Below are 17,801 nucleotides of genomic sequence, written 5' to 3'. Positions count from 1 at the left end.
ACCTCCTAGAATTTTGTAACTTTTTCAGTGCTTTAATCCGGCCTGAGAGCGGCGAGTGACCGTGCTCCCCTCGTGCTGCGGGGAGGCTTCCTTGGTCTGCGTTCGCGTTATTGGAGTTCGCGTTACCAGATCGCGACGCCGTCTTCACATAATATTGAGACAGACGATCCTTCAGCCGTCGTTTTGATCGACGACCGGAGCGCCGCTGCCGTTCGTCGTCTCATTGATTTTCCCGTGAGCGGTCGTGTTTGCAGAGTTGCTCGCCCGTGCGAACTGGTAATCAGCGGCACGCCGTAAGTCGCAACGTATGAGGTAACGGGAATTATCGGTTTATACTTTGCGTCCTCCATGGCGCGCAGGAATAGCCAGGCATTTTGCCAGCCGGTTGGACTGTTGGATTTGTTGGCGGCAAAGAGCGTCAGAATTGCATCAGCCGACAGCGTGATGCCCCACGAGATGGCCATCGCCGATGTCAGCCAGCTTCACGCGTTCGGGGCCTTCGCCGACCTTCCAGACAGGGCTCGGAATCTCGCCGGATAGTCTCAAGCTTGCCTGACGCTCACGGCGCGGATCCGGCACCGGCACCGCGGCAAGAAGGCGCTTCGTATAGGGGTGCTGCGGATTGCCGAACAGTTGCGCGCGCGTTCCCATCTCAACGATCTGGCCGAGATACATCACTGCCACGCGGTCGGAGATATTTTCCACCACTGCCATGTCATGGCTGATGAAGAGATAGGTGACGCCGCTTTCCTTTTGCAGATCGCGGAGAAGATCCAGCACCTTTGCCTGGATCGACACGTCGAGGGCCGCGACGCTCTCGTCGCAGATGATCAGCTTCGGCTTCAGGGCAAGCGCACGGGCGATGCAGACGCGCTGGCGCTGGCCGCCCGAGAACTGGTGCGGGTAGCGGTTATAGACGCCGGGCGACAGTTCGACCCGCTCGAGCAGTTCGCGCACGCGTGCCTTCTGCTCGGTGGCCGTGCCTATGCCGTGTATGACCAGCGGCTCGCGGATCAGTTCGCCAACAGTCATCCGGGCATCAAGTGCCGCCATCGGATCTTGGAACACGATCTGAAGATCGCGCCGGATGGCCTTCCGGCCCTTGCTGTCGAGATCGCTCAGGGCCTGGCCGTTGATCTCGATGCGGCCCGTGTGCGGCACAAGTCCCACCAGCGCCTTCGCCATCGTGGACTTGCCGCAACCGGATTCACCCACGAGAGACAGCGTCTCGCCGCGGAAGATTTCCAGCGAAACATGCGCGACGGCATGGACGCGCGCGGCGACACGGCCCAGCAAGCCCTGCCGGATCGGAAAGTTCACCGACACATCGTCGTAGCGCACGAGGACGTCCCGCTTTTCAAGCTCAGGCCGCGTGGCGCCGGCGCCGATGCGGGGGACCGCGGCGAGGAGGTCGCGGGTGTATTGTTCCTTTGGCGCATCGAACAGATCGACGGTCGATGCGGTCTCCACCATCCTGCCCTTGCGCATGACGATGACGCGGTCGGCCATTTCGGCGACAACGCCCATGTCATGGGTGATCAGGATGACGGCAGTGCCGAGTTCCTTCTGCAGATCGCGCAGGAGGTCGAGCACCTCGCGCTGCACGGTCACGTCCAGCGCGGTCGTCGGTTCATCGGCAATAAGAACGGCCGGCCGCAGCGCAATCGCCATGGCGATCATCACACGTTGGCGCATGCCGCCTGACAGTTCGTGTGGATATTGCTCGAGCCGCTTTTCCGGCTGCGATAGACGAACGGCCTTGACCGCCTCCAGCGCACGGGCGCGGGCCTGTGCGACGGACAGCGGTTCGTGGGCACGGATGGCCTCGACAAGCTGTCGGCCAATGTTCATAACCGGATTGAGCGCGGTCATCGGTTCCTGAAAGATCATAGCAATGCGCGCGCCGCGAATGGCCTGCATCTTCTTTTCGGGCAGTATCGTCAGCTCCTCATCGCCGAACCGGATGGAGCCGCCCGTTACCCGGACCGCCGGCGCGGGCAGCAGCCCCATGCAGGCAAGCGAGGTGATCGACTTGCCTGAGCCGCTTTCCCCCGCGATCGCCAGCGTTTCGCCCCGATGAAGATCGAAGTTCAACCCTTCGACCAGCGGAACTAGTCCCTGGTCGGAACGTGCAGAGACCTGCAGGTCGCGCACGGACAGGACGACGTCGGTTACTGTACCGGCTGCGGGAGAAAGCATGGCCGCGGTCATTCGAAAACGGCCCTCGGGAAGTAGAAGCTGACCACGACATTCGGCATGTCCACGATCTCGGAGATGCGAAGATCGCCGCAGGTCGAAACGAGCATGTAAGCGTCTATCGGGTCGATCTTCTGCGTCGTCGCGAGAAGATCAACCATGTTGGCGACCGCGTCCCTGGCGGCGGCCCAAAGATCAGGACCTATGCCGGTTGTGACCTCATAGCCCTTGGTGTCGAGGTGGCGCGTGACCGGACCAGGTGTCGTGAAGCGCGGCGTCTTCAGCGGCTGGTCCTTGATGAGGTCGAGCGTCAGCACGACGTCGAAGGGGCTCTCGATTGCGGTGCCGCAAACCTCACCGTCTCCCTGTGCGGCGTGGGTGTCGCCAACGGAGAACAGCGCGCCGTCAACCTCGACAGGAAGATAGAGCGTCGTGCCCGCGGCGAGATCGCGGATGTCGAGATTGCCTCCGACCCGGCGCGGCGGGACGACCGTATGATGGCCATTTTCGGCCAGCGCATTGCCGATGGTACCGGCAAAGGGTTTCAGCGGCACGCGACCGTTCCTGCCGAAGAGTGCAGGCTCCATGCTCGACGCGTCGAACTTCCAGATATTGAGAGCCGGTTCGGTGAACTGGTCGGCAAGAAGACCGAAGCCGGGGATGTTGGCCGTCCAGCCAAAGCCGGCGCCGTCGCGAAGTTGCGGTGTAAAACTCTCGATGGTCACCTTGAGCACGTCGCCCGGCTTGGCGCCATCGACATAGATCGGACCCGAGACCGGGTTGATCTTGGCGAAATCAAGCGCCTTCACGTCCTCGACGGTGGACTGGGGGCCGAGTTGGCCCCCAGAACTGTCAAGGCACTGGAACAGGATCGTCTCGCCCGGTGCAGCCGTCAGGGCGGGGGCAAATGAATTGTCCCAGCCGAAATGGTGCTGACGGGCGTGGATCGTGTGATTGCAGTGCTTGCACATGGCCTGCCTTACTCCTTGATGAAGACGTAGTCGTAGTTGACCGGAATTGAGACCGGATCGACGTAGAGTGCGTTGTCACCGCCCATACGGGCAGACTTCATGGTGAAGCGCTGTTCGTTGAACACCGGCGCCCACGGCGCGTCTTCCATCACCTTCATGTAGATCTCGGACCATTTTGCGAGACGCTCGTCCACCTTTGCCGGATCGACGATGGAGTCTGCATCGGCGGCCAACTTGTCCAGGTCTGCGTTGCAGTATTTCGACCAGTTCCAACCGCCTTCAACCGCGCCGCCGCAGCCGAGAATCGGACCGTAGAAGTTTGCCGGATCCGGAAAGTCGGCAATCCATGCCATGCCGCCCGACCAGATCATCGGAGCTGTGCCCGCGCCGCCGGCTTCGATCACGTTGGCCTGGGCCAGCGACTTGATCGAGGCGTTGATGCCGATCGCCTTGAGGTCTTGCTGGATTGCCTGGGCGATACGTGGGTTCGGGTCGGTGTTCATGACGAAGAGTTCGGTGTCGAAGCCATCCGCATAGCCCGCGTCGGCAAGCAGCTTCTTCGCGCCTTCCTGGTCGAACTTATAGCCCTCGTAGTCCTTGGTGTAGCCGGGCATGGACGGGGGCAGCGGCTGGGTCGCGGGAACCGCACGGCCGTTGATGACCTGGACGATACGCTCCTTGTTGATCGCCATGTTGACGGCGCGGCGCACCTCGACCTTATCGAACGGAGGTTGGGTCACGTTCATGGTGATATAGCCCGTATGCAGCTGGCCGCCTTCGACGACGAGGCTCGCCTGGGCCTCGTCCTTCATGACTTCCACGAATTTTGCCGGCGGAATGCCGTCGCCCGGAATATCGACTTCGCCGTTCTGCGCGCGCAGGAGGGCAACGACCGGTTCCTGACCGACTTCAACCGTGAAGCTGTCGAGGTAGGGAACGCCCGAGATCCAGTAGTCCGGGTTCTTCTCGAAAACGAGGCGCTGGCCAAGCGTCCATTCGGTCAGCTTGAAGGCGCCGGTGCCGATCGGCTTCTTGCCGAAGTCCGCGCCGGCTTCTTCGACGGCTTCCTTCGGCACGATGAACGAGAAGTTCAGCGCCATGATGTGGAGGAAGGTTGCATCCGGGCGCGAAAGCTTGAACACGACGGTGCTCGCGTCGGGGGCGGTAACACCCGAAACCGTCTCTGCCTTGCCCTCGGCGGCTGCGTCATAGCCGTCGATCATGGCGAAGAAGCCCTGACCTGGAGATTGGGTCGCCGGGTTGACGACGCGGTTGATGGAATAGACGACGTCGTCAGCGACCAGTTCACGACCGTTGTGGAATTTCACGCCCGGGCGCAGCTTGAACGTGTAGGTCAGCCCATCTTCGGAAATGCTGTAGCTTTCGGCGAGGCCGGGGCGCAGTTTGGTGGTCCCGGGGTCATAGTCCATCAGACCGTCGAAGACCGATTTGATCATCGACCAATTCTGCCAGTCGTAGCCGATGGCCGGATCGAGCGTGGCGACATCGTCTTTGTAGGTGACGACCATGTTGCCGCCGTGCTTGGGCTCCTGGGCCTGCGCCGGGGCAAGCGCGGGCAACGCCATCAGCATCGCAAGCGCGGTGGAAAGGATCAGCTTCTTCATAGTCTTCACTCCTCTGGGTTGAAGGTTTCAGCGCAGCTTGATGCGCGGATCGATGAGCGGCGAAATCAGGTCGGCGACGAGGTTGCCGAGGACGATGCCGCAGGCTGAGACGAGCGTAACGCCCATGATGATCGGGATGTCGACGCGCTGGATTGCTTGCCAGGCGAGCTGGCCGATACCGGGCCAGCCGAAAACGCTTTCGACAACGACGATACCCGACATGAACAGGCCGATATCAATACCGATCATGGCGATGATCGGCAGGATCGCATTGGGTAGGGCGTGGCCAAGGATGACCTTGCTGCGGCCGAGGCCCTTGGCACGTGCCGTGCGAATGAAGTCGGCGCGCAGCACGTCAACCATCGAAGAGCGCATGATACGCGAGTACCAGCCGGAGCCGAGGATGCCGAGCGTCAGCGCCGGCAGGATCAGATGCATAAACGTTCCGTACCCGCCGATCGGAAACCAGCCGAGCTTCACGGCAAAGACGAAGAGCAGCAGCAGCGCCACGACGAACTGGGGAGCAGAGACCGTCAGGAAGCTCGTCAGCATCAGACCATTGTCGAGCGCCTTGCCGCGGTTCAGCGCGGCGACGATGCCGAGCGGCAGGCCGATCAGAAGTTCGCAGGCAATGGCCGCCACGAGCAGAAGCAGCGTCGCCGGCAGGCGGGATGCGATCAACTCCGCCACTTCCGTTTTCTGAAGGTAAGAGCGGCCGAAGTCACCCTGAACGAGGTTCAGCAGGTAATGTCCGTACTGGACGAAGAAGGGCTGATCGAGACCGAGTTGCTGGCGGATGCTTTCGACCGTCGCCGCTGTCGCCGAACGGCCGGCGATTTGCCGCACCGGGTCTGCCGGCAACACATAGAGCAGTACGAAGGTGATGAAGGAGACACCGAGCAGGATGAGCGCGGACTGGACGAGGCGTCTGAAAATATAGGCGGCCATCAGTCACGTCCCTGCTGTGTCGGGTCGAGAATGTCGCGGAGCGCATCGCCGACCAGGTTGAAGGCCAGTGCGAGAAGCAGGATCGCGGCACCCGGAATGAAGACAAGCCATGGTGCCGACTGGAAGTAGGTCTGGTTCTCGAAGATGATATTGCCCCAGGACGGGATGGGAGGCTGAACGCCGATGCCAAGGAAGGACAGCGTTGCTTCGAGCAGAACGGTCGTTGAAATGCCGAGCGTGCCCCAGACTATCAGCGTCGGGACCAGATGCGGCAGGATGTGCTTGAAGAGGATACGGCCGTGCCCCGCGCCCAGCGTCTTTTCGGCGGCGATGTAATCGCGTTCGGCGAGCGACGAGGTCTGTGTGAAGATCACGCGTGCGGTCTGCACCCAGTTCACGAAGGCGATCACCATTGCGACGATCCACAATGATGGCGAGAAGATCGCGGCAAGGCAGATTGCCAGAAGCAGCGCCGGAAACGCCATCATCAGGTCGGTAAAGCGCATCAGTACGGCGCCGATGACGCCCCGGAAGTAGCCCGCCGTCACGCCGACGATCGTGCCGATGAAGAGCGCGGCGCCGTTGGCCACAAGCCCTATGATCAGTGAGGTCTGTGCTCCATAAAGGATACGGGAGAACAGGTCGCGACCAAGGAGATCGGTCCCGAACCAGAAAGTCTCGTTCGGCGGTAGCGGCGCGCCTTCGAGTGTCAGGCCGTCGAAGAACTGCTCATAAGGGTCGTGAGGCGCAAGCCAATCGGCAAAGACCGCGCCGCCGACGCAAATGAGCACGATCAGCAGCCCCAAGACGGCAAGCTTGCAGCTCATTAGCCTGCGCAGGACCGAAGGTCCTTCCGCCGGCACGACCAAGGGTTCAGGCGAGATCGATGCGTCTGCCATCGTCGGTGCCCCTCTCATTTGAATGGTTCGCCACCAGCCGCTCGGCGGCGGTTTCGATTGTGACGCGCCAAGCCATCGCGGTCTGGCGCAAAAGGTCATAGGCCTCAGCCTCTGTCTTGCCCTGCATCACGAAGATCATGACAGCGCGAACGATCGTCTGTCGCGCCGACAGGCGGTTCTGCAGGTCGGTGATTAGGGCTTCTGATGCCTTGGCTCGATCGAAATTGCTGCGCGCAACGAGGAGGGCGGCGTATACGCCCTTGTCGCTCATGGGTTTGAGGAGCTGCGCATGCGCGCCCATCTCCATGGCCCAGCGAAGGCGACCCGGCGCTTCCGATCCGATCAACGCGATCATGGGCATCGGTGATTGCCCGGACGACCAGTGGAACTGCTCATCGTGGCCCATGTCGGCGTCATAGAAGATGAAGTCGGCAGCGATCGCCTCGACCGGCAACTCTGGCCAGGCTTCGCGAACTGCAAGTCCAATTACTCCCAGTTGGCGGATGAGCCCCTGCACCGACGGGTGGGGCCGATGCAGGATCCAGGCTGTCGCTCCCCCGAGGTTTTCCGTCCTGATGGCTGTCATGACACCACCTTCAGCATGGAGCCGCTGGAGGAGGTCTGCGGATGACGAGTGAGATAGGGATCGGCCCGGAGTGCCGGGAGGCGCTTGATCTCGTGAAAGCGACCATCTGCAAGCCGCGCTATGATGGCTGGCTGGCGCGCATGAAGATGCGTCGGGTCGAGCCGCGGTGTGTAGCCGGACGTGATGGCGGAACGCAGCAAGTCGGAAAGTGGGAGCATTTCTGCGCGCGGACGGCCGTGCAACAGATTGGCGAGTTCATGCACGGACTGGCGTGCCATCTCATGGAATGATCCGCCGTAACTGCCATCCGGCTCGAACCACGGGCCCGCCGATACCAACCCCTCGGCCGCGCCACCCGCGGATTTGATTTCGCATTCGGTGAAGTTGCAGGACAGGACGGTGAGGCCGTTGCCGATCCCCGTTTCCTGTTTTAGCTCCGCCAGTCGCGCAAGAAACGCATAGGAGCTGTCACCCACCAGCGAGTTCAGGACGAAATCCGGCTTCAAGACGCGGATCTCCTGGATGATGTGATCCACGTCGGTGTCGCCGACGGCGAGATAGCGATCGCCCAGCACTTCGCCGGCCGATGCCGCTACTCGCTCTCGGGCAATGCGGGCTATTTCCCAGCCCCATATGTAATTGGAGCCGACGAAGTATGCTCGCTTGCCGAGGGCCGGCAATGCCCAATCGAGAAGCGGGAGCAGATGCTGGTTCGGACAGGCATGCATATAGGCGACGTGTTCAGACGCCTCGAAGCCTTCATAGGGGACTGGATACCACAGCACCCCGTCGTAGCGCTCGAGCTCAGGGATGACCTCTTTGCGGCTCGCCGAGGTGATGCAGCCGAAGATATGGCGGGCTTCAGACTCCCTCAGAATTTCGCGGCACAATGGTGCATAGCGGTCGAGCCGACCTTCCGGATCGCGCTCTACCACTCGGAAGGCGACATCGAGCCGGGAATCGGCATTCACCTCGGTGACGCCTTGCAGAACTCCCTGACGACTTGCGTGCGCCAACGCTGCGTACATGCCGCTGCGAGATAGGAGCACGCCTATGTCTATCACCCGTTTCATTGAGGTCCCAATACAAAAAGCCCCGAGCGATGCGCGTTGCAAAACGCGATCGAAACGGGGCTCGAATGCCGGCTATTTGTCTCAGCTTAGCGCTGGAGATTGCAGATTGGAAGTAAAATTACGTGATAAGGTGGCGAAATTGCACGATTGCATCTCGCGCCATTCTTGCTGCGCAATAATTATGTGAACTGCCGCCTTCTTGTCCGATACACTTCGATGAAATTGCCAGGGCCTGTGCGATCGAGTTCCGTACCCTGAGCAAAGCTTCGGAGGTGGCCGCCCCTTATCTGGAGGCTCGATGCCGGCGGCCGGTTGGCAAGATACGACGAGTGAACCGATGCATGACAGCGTGTTCGAAGACAAGGCGCTGTTCTCCATCCCGGGTCAGCGGTTCAAGTCCCGTCAGCGGCTTAAAATCTAAAGGGTCTTGAACTGTCGTTCGATCTCTTCCTGGCGATCCCCTCGCGCAAGGCAGAGCGCCAACAGTATGCGAGCTTTGACCGGCCCGATGTCGCTGCCAGCGATAATTCCTGAGATCCTGTTTTGAGCGCTATCCACGACCAGGCCGGAATGGGTCCTTGATGACTGCACCACGACGACCCCTCCGGCGATCGCTTCGAGAACAGCCGAAGACTCTGCAGGTGTTGTCATCCCTGGGCCGAAGCCTGCGGAGACGATTCCGCGCGCGCCCGCGGCAACGTATGCCCGGATGCCAACACCATCCGCTCCGATGTAGCTGTAAGAGATGTCAACGCGCGGAAGGTCTCGAAGTAGACTATGCGCAAAGATCGGGGGTGGATTCTCCTTACACCGCATCAGCCGAACATCCGGACCATCGATGTATCCGATAGGACCAACCCACGGCGACTGAAATGCTCCAAGTCGTAGCGTATGGGTCTTGGTCACCAATCTTGGCGAATGGATCTCGTCATTGATAACGACGAACACACCCGCAAGACCGGGGTTGGATGCCACCCTAACCGCGGAAGCAAGGTTCGCGTGCGCGTCGGTCGATATGCCTGTGAGAGGTCGCATCGAGCCGGTAAGGATAACCGGCTTCTTCGCGTCGAGGACCAGTGACAGCGCCCATGCGGTTTCTTCAAGGCTTGCGGTGCCGTGCCCGATGACGATTCCAGCAACATCCGGATCTTCCATGATCCTCAAGCAAGTTTCAGCGAGCTTCCACCAGTCGTTGCTGGTCAAAGCAGTGCTGTCGATCTGACGGATGTCGACGGGAATGATGTCCGCAAACTTGCCCTGAATGCCGGTCCGCTCGATCAACGCTGACGCATCAACTCGCTCGCCGCTTGCATTGTAATCCAGCAGATCGAACTGGTCTGCACCAATCGAAGCGATAGTTCCGCCTGTTCCGATGAAAGCAATTTTGGGAAGCATCTGAGTTCTGATCCGAGCGGGAAGCCCAGTGGCGCTCGAAGCCGCACCGGGCGTTTTGAGGTTGAAAATGGAAGAAGGATGGGTGGCTGCGCTCGTTGCATAGACTGCTTTCAGGCGCTCATGCAAGCCGCTTCGTTCGAGGCAGAGGCTCGACCAAATCACGTCATAGCAGCGTGGGTGCGCCTGCGTAAGCAATAACCTACAGGAATTGAGTGGCGCAGTATTATTATTGGACGTACTTGCTGGAAGACCCCATAGTTGCTGCGACGGAGAGGATGCGATCCTCCCGAGGCCGCGCCCGGCCCATCGTAAATATAACAAGAGGGGAACATCAAATGTTCAATTCGGTTTTTCGCGCTTCGTTAATCGCGGCTGTTGCGTTGAGTGCAGCCACATCTGTTTGCGCCCAGAGTTTCGATACCTCCAACATCAAAGTGGAAGAAGCGCTCGCGTCGCGTCTGCCGGCAAAGATCAAAACGGCGGGGGTCATCACAATCGGCTCCGACACGGCCTATGCGCCTTGGGAATTCCTGAGCGAGAAGGATGGTCAGACGCCGGAAGGCATCGACGTCGATATAGCGAACGCCATCGGCAAGAAGCTCGGTGTGAAAATAGACTTCCAGACGTCGGCATTTGAAGCCATCCTTCCAGCCCTCGGTACCAAGTTCGACCTCGGCGTTTCGGCGTTTTCCGTCACGGCGGAACGCATGAAGGCGGTCAACTTCGTCAGCTATGCCGACACCGGCAGCATGTGGGCGGTGAAGGCTGGAAATCCGGGCGGGTTCGATCCAGCTGACCTCTGTGGTCGCAAAGTCGCGATTCAGTCCGGCAGCTATCACGAGCGAGCCGTCAATGAGGAAAGCGAGCGCTGCAAGACGGAGGGCAAGGCGGCCATCGAAATCCTTCCGTTCTCAAAGCAGCCTGAAGCACTCACACGCGTCGCGGCCGGCGGCGCCGATGCCACGGTGTCGGGCGAGGCGGGTATCGGCTATGCGGCGAAGCAATCGAAGGGCGCTTTTGATACCCTCAAGCCGACAACAGGTCCGTTGGCAAAACACGGTCCGAACGGGATCGCAGTCGTCAAGTCGGACATGGAACTCACCCAGCTCATAGCCGACACGATCAATTCGTTGATTGCCGACGGCACTTACAAGTCGTTGCTCGATACCTGGGGCGTCGGCTCAGTGATTGTCGAGCAGGCCCTTGTCAACCCTGAAGTCAAGATCTGAGCCAATGACGTCCGAGGTAGAGAGCATTGGGGCCGGCTTTAAGCCGGTCGCCGATGAGAGGCGGGAGATCACGCGTAACGTCGTGGTGCCGCGCCGTCATCCGGGAAGATGGATCGCAGTCGCGGTCCTTGCGGTCCTTGTCCTTCAGTTTGGTCAAGCGATATCGGTAAATCCCAATTTTCATTGGGATGTCTACCTTACCTACCTGTTTGCGCCGCCGGTTATTCGCGGGGTTGGCTGGACTCTTCTCCTCACAGTTGTCGCGATGACGGTTGCCATCACTGTTGCTGGCTTGCTGGTCGTCATGCGAGACAGTGAAAATCCGATCCTGCGCGGCATTGCGTATGGCTGGGTATGGTTTTTCCGAGGAACACCGATTTACACCCAGTTGCTGTTCTGGGGTCTTTTCGCTGTTCTCTTTCCCAATCTCAGCTTGTCCATCCCTTTTGGTCCGGAATTAATCAGCGTCGAGACGAAATACATTGTGACGCCCGCAATTGCCGCAATCCTCGGACTTGGCTTCAATGAATCGGCCTATTTGACGGAAATATTCCGGGCAGGCTTCAACTCGATCGATCGCGGACAAGCCGAAGCTGCCCAGGCGCTCGGCATGAAACGGGCAAAGATCTGGATGCGGATTTTGATGCCACAGGCGATGCGCGTCATCATTCCACCGACTGGAAACGAAACCATCGGCATGCTGAAAATGACATCGCTGGTCTTGGCCATCCCGTTCACGCTGGACCTGACATTTGCCACAAACGCGATTTCGAACAGGCTCTACCTGCCGATTCCCCTGCTGCTTGTTGCTGGCACATGGTATCTCGCCATCACCAGCTTGCTAATGATCGGTCAGTATTTTCTTGAGCGTCATTTCGGCAAGGGCGTGTCCGCTCATTCAACACGGGTGGGGTAGGTCATGACCGCCAATATCTCCGAATTCTGCGTCGAAATGCAGAACATTCATAAATTCTATGGGCCGTTCCATGCCTTGAAGGGGGTGAGCTTGCGTGTGCGCCGGGGCGAGGTGTGTGTCGCAATCGGTCCATCCGGGTCGGGCAAGTCAACCCTTCTCCGCTGCATCAATCAGCTTGAAACAATCTCGGCAGGCCGTGTTCTTCTGAAAGGCGAATTGCAGGGCTTTGTCGAGCAGGACGGTCGATTTCACCCGCTTTCGTCCGGACAGATCGCCGCCCAACGACGGTTGACCGGCATGGTTTTCCAACGATTCCACCTTTTCCCGCACATGACAGCGCTGGAAAACATCATGGAAGGTCCCGCGCATGTGAAAGGCTGGAGCAAAGATCAGGCGCGAACCAAGGCAAACCAATTGCTCGAGCGCGTCGGCTTGGGTGGATTTGGCGGCCGTTATCCGGAACAGCTGTCTGGTGGTCAGCAGCAGCGCGTTGCGATTGCACGGGCGCTCGCGATGGAGCCGGAAGTAATGTTGTTTGATGAACCGACTTCCGCTCTCGACCCCGAGTTGGTCGGCGAAGTGCTTGATGTCATCAAGGATCTGGCGCGAAGCGGCATCACCATGGTCGTGGTCACCCACGAGATCGGTTTTGCGCGTGAAGTTGGCAATCACCTCATCTTTATGGATCAGGGGCAGATCATGGAAGAAGGGCACCCACGTTCCATGTTGGCCGACCCCCAGAATCCGCGGACCGCAGCGTTTCTCTCCAAGGTTCTGTGATCGCCATGGCCATCATCATCGAATGCCAGTCAGATCGCCGCTCGCAGATCCCTGATGAATTCCTCCAGGTTCTGCGACGCAAGCCTATTGGGCGGCGTGATCATAAGCGTACGAAAATGCAGCGCGGGCTCGAACGGCCGCAAAAGCAGTCCGTGATCCACATAGGGCTCGGCGGTCAATGGATTAACGAGGCCGACACCGATACCTGCAGCAACCATCGCACAAATGGTGGTGGAGTACGGGGTTTCGATGACGGGTCGAATGGTAACGCCGGCGCTCTCGAATGCAGCTTCGGCTTCCCTACGCGTCGTGTCCTCTGGAGCAAGCGCAATAAAGGGGTGACCGGCGAGATCGGCCGGGTGAATCACATCCAGCGCTTGAAGCGGGTGACCTTGAGGAATGGCGACCGCAACCCTGAAGCGGGCAAATTCTTCAACCTCCACACCTGTGCTGTCGATTTCATCGGCAACGATGCCGAGGTCGAACTGCCCGGACGCAACGAGATCGCGTACGTTGGACGACATCCTTGCCTGAAAGGTGATGGCGACATTGGGGTTTCTAGCCATGAAGGCCTGCAAAGCGCGGGGCACGACATTGGTCGACAGAGCCGAGAGGCATGCGATCCGGAGTTCGCCCGAGCCGTAGTCACGAATGCGTGCGGCGGCTCCGCGAAGATGCGCCAGTCCCAGAAAAGCCTGTTCGACCTCACGGAAGAAAAGTTGCCCTTCCTGCGTGGGGTGAAGGCGCCCCTTGATACGCTGAAAAAGGTCGAAGTCGAGCGAACGTTCCAGTTCCTGGATCATCTTGCTGACCGCAGGCTGGGAGACGTGCAGAATCTCCGCTGCGCGCGCCGTAGTGCCGCTGGTCATCACCACCCGAAAGACCTCGACCTGTCGCAGGTTCATCGTTGCTCTCAATCATTGTCAATAACTCTTGCGAATAGCAGTAGCGCAAAAACACCTGTTGTGGGCTTTCTTTCCGCAGGTGTGGCCAGTCGCTTCAGAAAGGCTCTACCATGAACGACCTCACCCAATGTGTCTTTACGCCCGAGGTTTTGGCGAACGGCTTTAACCCGCTTGGTGTCGGCGTGCATCGCGCATCGACGATCGTTTTCAAGGATGCCGCTGCCTACGCATCTCGTGGTGACCGTGGCCACGAGGGATACTCCTACGGACTTTACGGGACGCCAACGACGCGCACGCTCGAAGCCAAGCTGACGACCCTGGAAGAAGGTGCTTGGAGTTTTCTGACACCGTCGGGCCAAGCTGCCAATGCGCTGGCGGTCCTGCCGTTTCTGGCGGCTGGCGATCATATCCTGATCGCCGACACGGCCTATCCGCCGATGCGGGAACTCGCCGAAACAGATCTGAAGCGGCTGGGCGTCGAGGTCGAATTCTTCGATCCGATGTCTGCGGATGATGTCGCAGCCAAGATGCGCAAGACAACCAAGATCGTATGGTGCGAGAGCCCTGGATCGACCACGATGGAGATTATGGATCTTCCAAAGATCGCGGCCATCGCCCACGAGCACGGGGCCATTGTTGGTGTTGATAATACATGGGCGACACCACTTAATTTCAAACCGCTTAAGCACGGGGCTGATATCGTGACCGAAGCGCTGACCAAATTCGTATCAGGTCACTCCGACGTGCTGATGGGCTCGATTACTATCAAGGACACCGCGCTGCTCAAGCCGATCCGGTCACTCATCGGTAGAATGGGAATAGGCGTTTCTCCAGACGATGCATCGCTGGTGTTGCGCGGATTTGAGACGCTCGGTGTGCGTCTGCGGCACTCGGAGCGTGTCGCTCTGGAGTTCGCACGCAAGATCGCCGCTCATCCCGCGGTCGAACAGGTCCTCCATCCGGCGCTCGAAAGCTTTCCTGGACATGCCCTCTGGAAGCGGGATTTTCTTGGATCAAGCGGGGTGTTCAGCATCGTTTTCAAGCCGGAGGCTGCTGCCCACGTGGCAACCGCACTCGACACCTTGAAGGTCTTTGCCATTGGCGCGTCTTGGGGGGGAACCCGTAGCCTGGCAGCCCCCATGTCCATCGATGGGTTCCGGACAGCGACGTCCTGGTCGGGCCCGGGTGTCATCTTGCGCCTCAGCATCGGGCTCGAAGACGAAACCGAACTCTGGGCCGATATCGACCGATTGCTTGCGGCCCTTGTCCCCGAAATCGACGTATCGAGCGAAGGTCCGAGATCAGCTGCAGGCCGCGGCTGATTGGTCGACCAGTGCTTCGACAGTTAAATTAGTAAGGGAACAGGGACGTGCCCAATATAGATGACGTGCTCGGCGATATCGACCTGAACTTCGAGAACACGGTCGCCAAGCTGCTTGAGCTGATTGCCATTCCATCCATTTCGAGCGAGCCTTCAGGTGAAGCTGATATCGCCCGCGCGGCCGACTGGTTGAAACACGAGCTGGACGCCATAGACCTCCCTGCGGAGATCGTCGCGACCAAAGGACATCCGGTAGTGCTGGCGCGCTCGATGGCCACTTCCAATGCGGAGCATCCCAGACTTTTGTTTTATGGTCACTACGACGTTCAGCCGGTCGGTGATCCGGCACAATGGACACATGCACCGTTCGAGCCGCGCGTGATAGAAGAAGACGGCGTTCATCGATTCTACGGTCGCGGTTCGTCCGACAGCAAAAGCCAGCTTTGGACGTTCATCGAGGCCTTGCGGGCCTGGAGAGCGGTTCATGGCGAGTTTCCAGCTCATGTCACCGTTCTTTTGGAAGGCGAGGAAGAATGCGGTTCGCCCAGTCTTCCAGATTTCATCGAGAGCCGTAGGAGCGACCTTGAATGCGATGTTGCCTTCATTTGCGACGCCGAAATGTGGTCGCCATCGCAACCGGCGATTACCACGCAGCTCAAAGGGCTGGTGCACGAGCGGGTTACGATTTTCGCTCCGAATCCTGATCTGCATTCCGGGCATTATGGCGCTGTTGCCGCAAATCCGATCCGTATTCTGAGCACCATCCTTGCCGGCCTCCACGACGAAAAAGGCAAGGTCACGATCGAAGGGTTCTATGAAGGCATCGACGACATCCCGCAGAGTGTCCGGGAACAATGGGCCGAGCTTGCAAAAGAACGCAGCCTCATTGGTGACGTCGATCTCACAGGCGGCGTGGCGGAGGAAGGATATTCTTCGCTGGAAGCGATGTGGGGACGACCGACCGTCGATATCAATGGGATTACCGGTGGCAATCAGGGTCCCGGCGAACGATCGGTTCTTCCAGGATCGGCTACCTCGCGCCTGTCGTTCAGGCTCGTTGCTGGCCAGAAGCCGGAGACGATCAGGCAACGCTTCCGCAGCCATGTCGAGGCCCGCCTGCCTCAAGGATGCAAAGTCGAGTTCGAAGGATCTGGTGGAAGTTCAGCCGTCGTGTTGTCGCAGGACAGCCGTTTCCTCAAGGCTTCGTCTCGCGGGTTGGAAGGGGAGTGGGGTACGCCCGCCGTACTTCGCGGAACGGGTGGCGCCATTCCGCTTGTCGAACAGTTTAGCCGCAATCTCCGCGCTGAATGCGTGGTCATAGGGTTCATTCTACCGGGTGACGCCATCCACGCGCCAGATGAACGCTATGACACCAAACGCCTCCGAAAGGGTGTGCGAAGCTGGGTGAGGATTTTTGAACAGATCCGCCGGACGCAGGGGGCTGATTGTGGAGGATAAGCTCGCCGTATCGACCCGCCGCGAAGAGGATGCGCTCGGTGTACGGTTCATCCCTGACGATACCGCCTATGGCATTCAGACAGTCCGCGCAGTCGAGAATTTCTCGATTTCCGGCAGGACCATCGCGGATATTGAAGGTTTTGTGCCTGCAATCATCATCATCAAGCAGGCCGCCGCCAAAGCCAACAGTCGCGCTGGTGAACTTGATCCAGCCATCGCGGAGGCCATCATGACGGCTGCCTCCGAGCAATTGGCTAATGTCGTTGTAGGGAGTTATCCGGTCGATATCTATCATGGCGGCGGAGGCACGGCCGCCAATATGAATGTCAACGAGGTGTTGGCAAATCGCGCCAGCGAAATCCTGACCGGCCGGAAAGGACCCTATCCGGTTCATCCCAATACTCATGTAAATATGTCGCAATCCACCAACGACGTCATCCCGGCGGCAATGAAGATGGCCGTGGGCGCTGAACTTGGGTCGCTCCGGGCTGCCTTGGGCCATCTCGTCGATGCCTTGACGGAGAAAGAAAGGGTTTTTGCGAGCACCGTGAAGCTGGCGCGAACCTGCCTGCAGGACGCACTCCCCATTACCTTTGGTCAGCAGTTTTCCGGTTATCGCTCGGCTCTCGAGCGTCAGTTGCGCGATCTGTGCGTGCTTGAGACCTCTTGTCTCGGCTTGCCGCTCGGGGCCACGGCTGTTGGTACCGGTTTCGGTGCTTCGGCGGGCTATCGTCAGTTCGTCTTCGAGGACCTTTGCGCATTGACCGGCAAGAATTATCATGCAGAGGAGAACCTGTTCGATGCGTTGCAAAATGCGGATCACTGGATACGCGTATCAGGCGGCCTCAAGGCAATCGCGATTACTCTTTCCAAGCTATCGTCTGATCTCAGGTTGATGTCTTCGGGGCCACGTGCCGGGCTTGCCGAGATCACATTGCCGGCGGTGCAGCCCGGCTCTTCGATCATGCCGGGCAAGGTCAATCCGGTGATGCCGGAAATGATGATGCAGGTCGCGTTTCGGGTGGTCGGGAACGATGCGACGGTCACCCGCGCAGCCGAAGGCGAACTGGATCTCAATGTGTGGGAATCCATCATTCTGGAGGCGGTCAGCGAGTCCATCCGCCTTATGCACCGTGCTGTCCCGCTTTTTGTCTCCGGCTGTGTTGCCGGGATAGAGGTGAATGATGCGCGCGGGCATGCCGACGCTTCCGGCTCCATCGCTCTTTCGGCAGCTTTGGCTGCGATCTATGGATATTCGGCGGCTTCGGCGGTCGCCAAGCATGCGGCGACGCGAGGCATTTCCGTATCGCTTGCCGCTGTTGAATACGGGCTCATGAACCAGACGGATGCCGACGCCCTTTTTGCCGATGTGTCGGTATTCGCGAACGCTGAACTCTCAGAACGTAGTATTGCGGAGTTCAGGAAGGCGGCTTCGTTGACCTCGCCGCCGCAGCCATAATAATTATTGTTGCAGGTTCTGCACCGGAGGCCATGTTATC

The 17,801-nt window shown here is 59.4% G+C and carries 15 protein-coding genes; 6 read left to right on the top strand and 9 right to left on the bottom strand.

Going from position 1 to position 17,801, the window contains the following annotated elements; all coding sequences use genetic code 11:
- Positions 1–429: 429 nt before the first annotated feature.
- The 8 genes from ASD31_RS07250 to ASD31_RS07215 all read right to left on the bottom strand — a co-directional run bounded on the left by ASD31_RS07250 (position 430) and on the right by ASD31_RS07215 (position 9,819).
- Entirely contained in the window at positions 430–2,211 is a 1,782-nt protein-coding gene (locus tag ASD31_RS07250) for an ABC transporter ATP-binding protein (RefSeq protein WP_056331414.1), read from the bottom strand.
- The gene (locus ASD31_RS07245) at positions 2,208–3,167 is read right to left on the bottom strand and encodes an acetamidase/formamidase family protein (protein WP_056331412.1); all 960 of its coding nucleotides are present in this window, start codon (positions 3,165–3,167) and stop codon (positions 2,208–2,210) included. Before ASD31_RS07245 ends, ASD31_RS07250 begins: the two co-directional genes overlap by 4 nt.
- A gap of 8 nt (positions 3,168–3,175) precedes the next feature.
- Positions 3,176–4,792 (bottom strand): ABC transporter substrate-binding protein, encoded by a 1,617-nt coding sequence (locus tag ASD31_RS07240; protein ID WP_056331411.1) that lies wholly within the window; start codon positions 4,790–4,792, stop codon positions 3,176–3,178.
- 27 nt (positions 4,793–4,819) lie between these two features.
- Positions 4,820–5,740 carry an ABC transporter permease gene (locus tag ASD31_RS07235; RefSeq protein ID WP_056331408.1) on the bottom strand — a complete coding sequence of 307 codons (921 nt, stop codon included), beginning with the start codon at positions 5,738–5,740 and terminating at the stop codon, positions 4,820–4,822.
- The gene (locus tag ASD31_RS07230) at positions 5,740–6,639 is read right to left on the bottom strand and encodes an ABC transporter permease (RefSeq protein ID WP_056331406.1); all 900 of its coding nucleotides are present in this window, start codon (positions 6,637–6,639) and stop codon (positions 5,740–5,742) included. Before ASD31_RS07230 ends, ASD31_RS07235 begins: the two co-directional genes overlap by 1 nt.
- Complete coding sequence (locus ASD31_RS07225; protein ID WP_056331404.1) at positions 6,614–7,225, bottom strand: ANTAR domain-containing response regulator; 612 nt, start codon at positions 7,223–7,225, stop codon at positions 6,614–6,616. Before ASD31_RS07225 ends, ASD31_RS07230 begins: the two co-directional genes overlap by 26 nt.
- Entirely contained in the window at positions 7,222–8,298 is a 1,077-nt protein-coding gene (locus ASD31_RS07220) for a transporter substrate-binding protein (protein WP_056331403.1), read from the bottom strand. Before ASD31_RS07220 ends, ASD31_RS07225 begins: the two co-directional genes overlap by 4 nt.
- Before the next feature lie 417 nt (positions 8,299–8,715).
- A complete protein-coding gene (locus ASD31_RS07215; protein ID WP_244483787.1) occupies positions 8,716–9,819 on the bottom strand; it encodes an asparaginase in 1,104 nt (367 codons plus the stop codon).
- 209 nt (positions 9,820–10,028) lie between these two features.
- Between ASD31_RS07215 and ASD31_RS07210 the strand changes: the two genes are divergently transcribed.
- From ASD31_RS07210 to ASD31_RS07200, 3 genes are read left to right on the top strand one after another with little or no spacing between them, the layout of a single operon-like run.
- Positions 10,029–10,922, top strand: a complete 894-nt coding sequence (locus ASD31_RS07210) for an ABC transporter substrate-binding protein (RefSeq protein ID WP_056331399.1) — start codon at positions 10,029–10,031, stop codon at positions 10,920–10,922.
- Positions 10,923–10,926: 4 nt separating this feature from the next.
- On the top strand, positions 10,927–11,838 hold the full coding sequence (locus ASD31_RS07205; RefSeq protein WP_082520465.1) for an amino acid ABC transporter permease: 912 nt from the start codon (positions 10,927–10,929) through the stop codon (positions 11,836–11,838).
- Between the two features lie 3 nt (positions 11,839–11,841).
- Entirely contained in the window at positions 11,842–12,618 is a 777-nt protein-coding gene (locus ASD31_RS07200; RefSeq protein WP_056331397.1) for an amino acid ABC transporter ATP-binding protein, read from the top strand.
- Between the two features lie 29 nt (positions 12,619–12,647).
- On the opposite strand, the gene ASD31_RS07195 is transcribed toward ASD31_RS07200, so the two are convergent.
- Positions 12,648–13,523, bottom strand: coding sequence for a LysR substrate-binding domain-containing protein (locus ASD31_RS07195; protein WP_056331395.1), 876 nt, complete (start codon positions 13,521–13,523; stop codon positions 12,648–12,650).
- A 110-nt stretch (positions 13,524–13,633) separates the two neighbouring features.
- Between ASD31_RS07195 and ASD31_RS07190 the strand changes: the two genes are divergently transcribed.
- The 3 genes from ASD31_RS07190 to ASD31_RS07180 are packed head-to-tail and all read left to right on the top strand — an operon-like array spanning position 13,634 to position 17,761.
- Positions 13,634–14,845 carry a trans-sulfuration enzyme family protein gene (locus tag ASD31_RS07190; RefSeq protein WP_056331393.1) on the top strand — a complete coding sequence of 404 codons (1,212 nt, stop codon included), beginning with the start codon at positions 13,634–13,636 and terminating at the stop codon, positions 14,843–14,845.
- 47 nt (positions 14,846–14,892) lie between these two features.
- On the top strand, positions 14,893–16,302 hold the full coding sequence (locus tag ASD31_RS07185; RefSeq protein ID WP_056331391.1) for a M20/M25/M40 family metallo-hydrolase: 1,410 nt from the start codon (positions 14,893–14,895) through the stop codon (positions 16,300–16,302).
- On the top strand, positions 16,292–17,761 hold the full coding sequence (locus ASD31_RS07180) for an aspartate ammonia-lyase (protein WP_056331389.1): 1,470 nt from the start codon (positions 16,292–16,294) through the stop codon (positions 17,759–17,761). Before ASD31_RS07185 ends, ASD31_RS07180 begins: the two co-directional genes overlap by 11 nt.
- Positions 17,762–17,801 lie beyond the last annotated feature (40 nt).

The sequence above is a fragment of the Rhizobium sp. Root482 genome, from assembly GCF_001426565.1.
Classification (GTDB): Bacteria; Pseudomonadota; Alphaproteobacteria; order Rhizobiales; family Rhizobiaceae; genus Pararhizobium.
The sequence above is the reverse complement of the archived record's forward strand: the minus strand, read 5'-3'. Positions and strand labels throughout refer to the sequence as shown.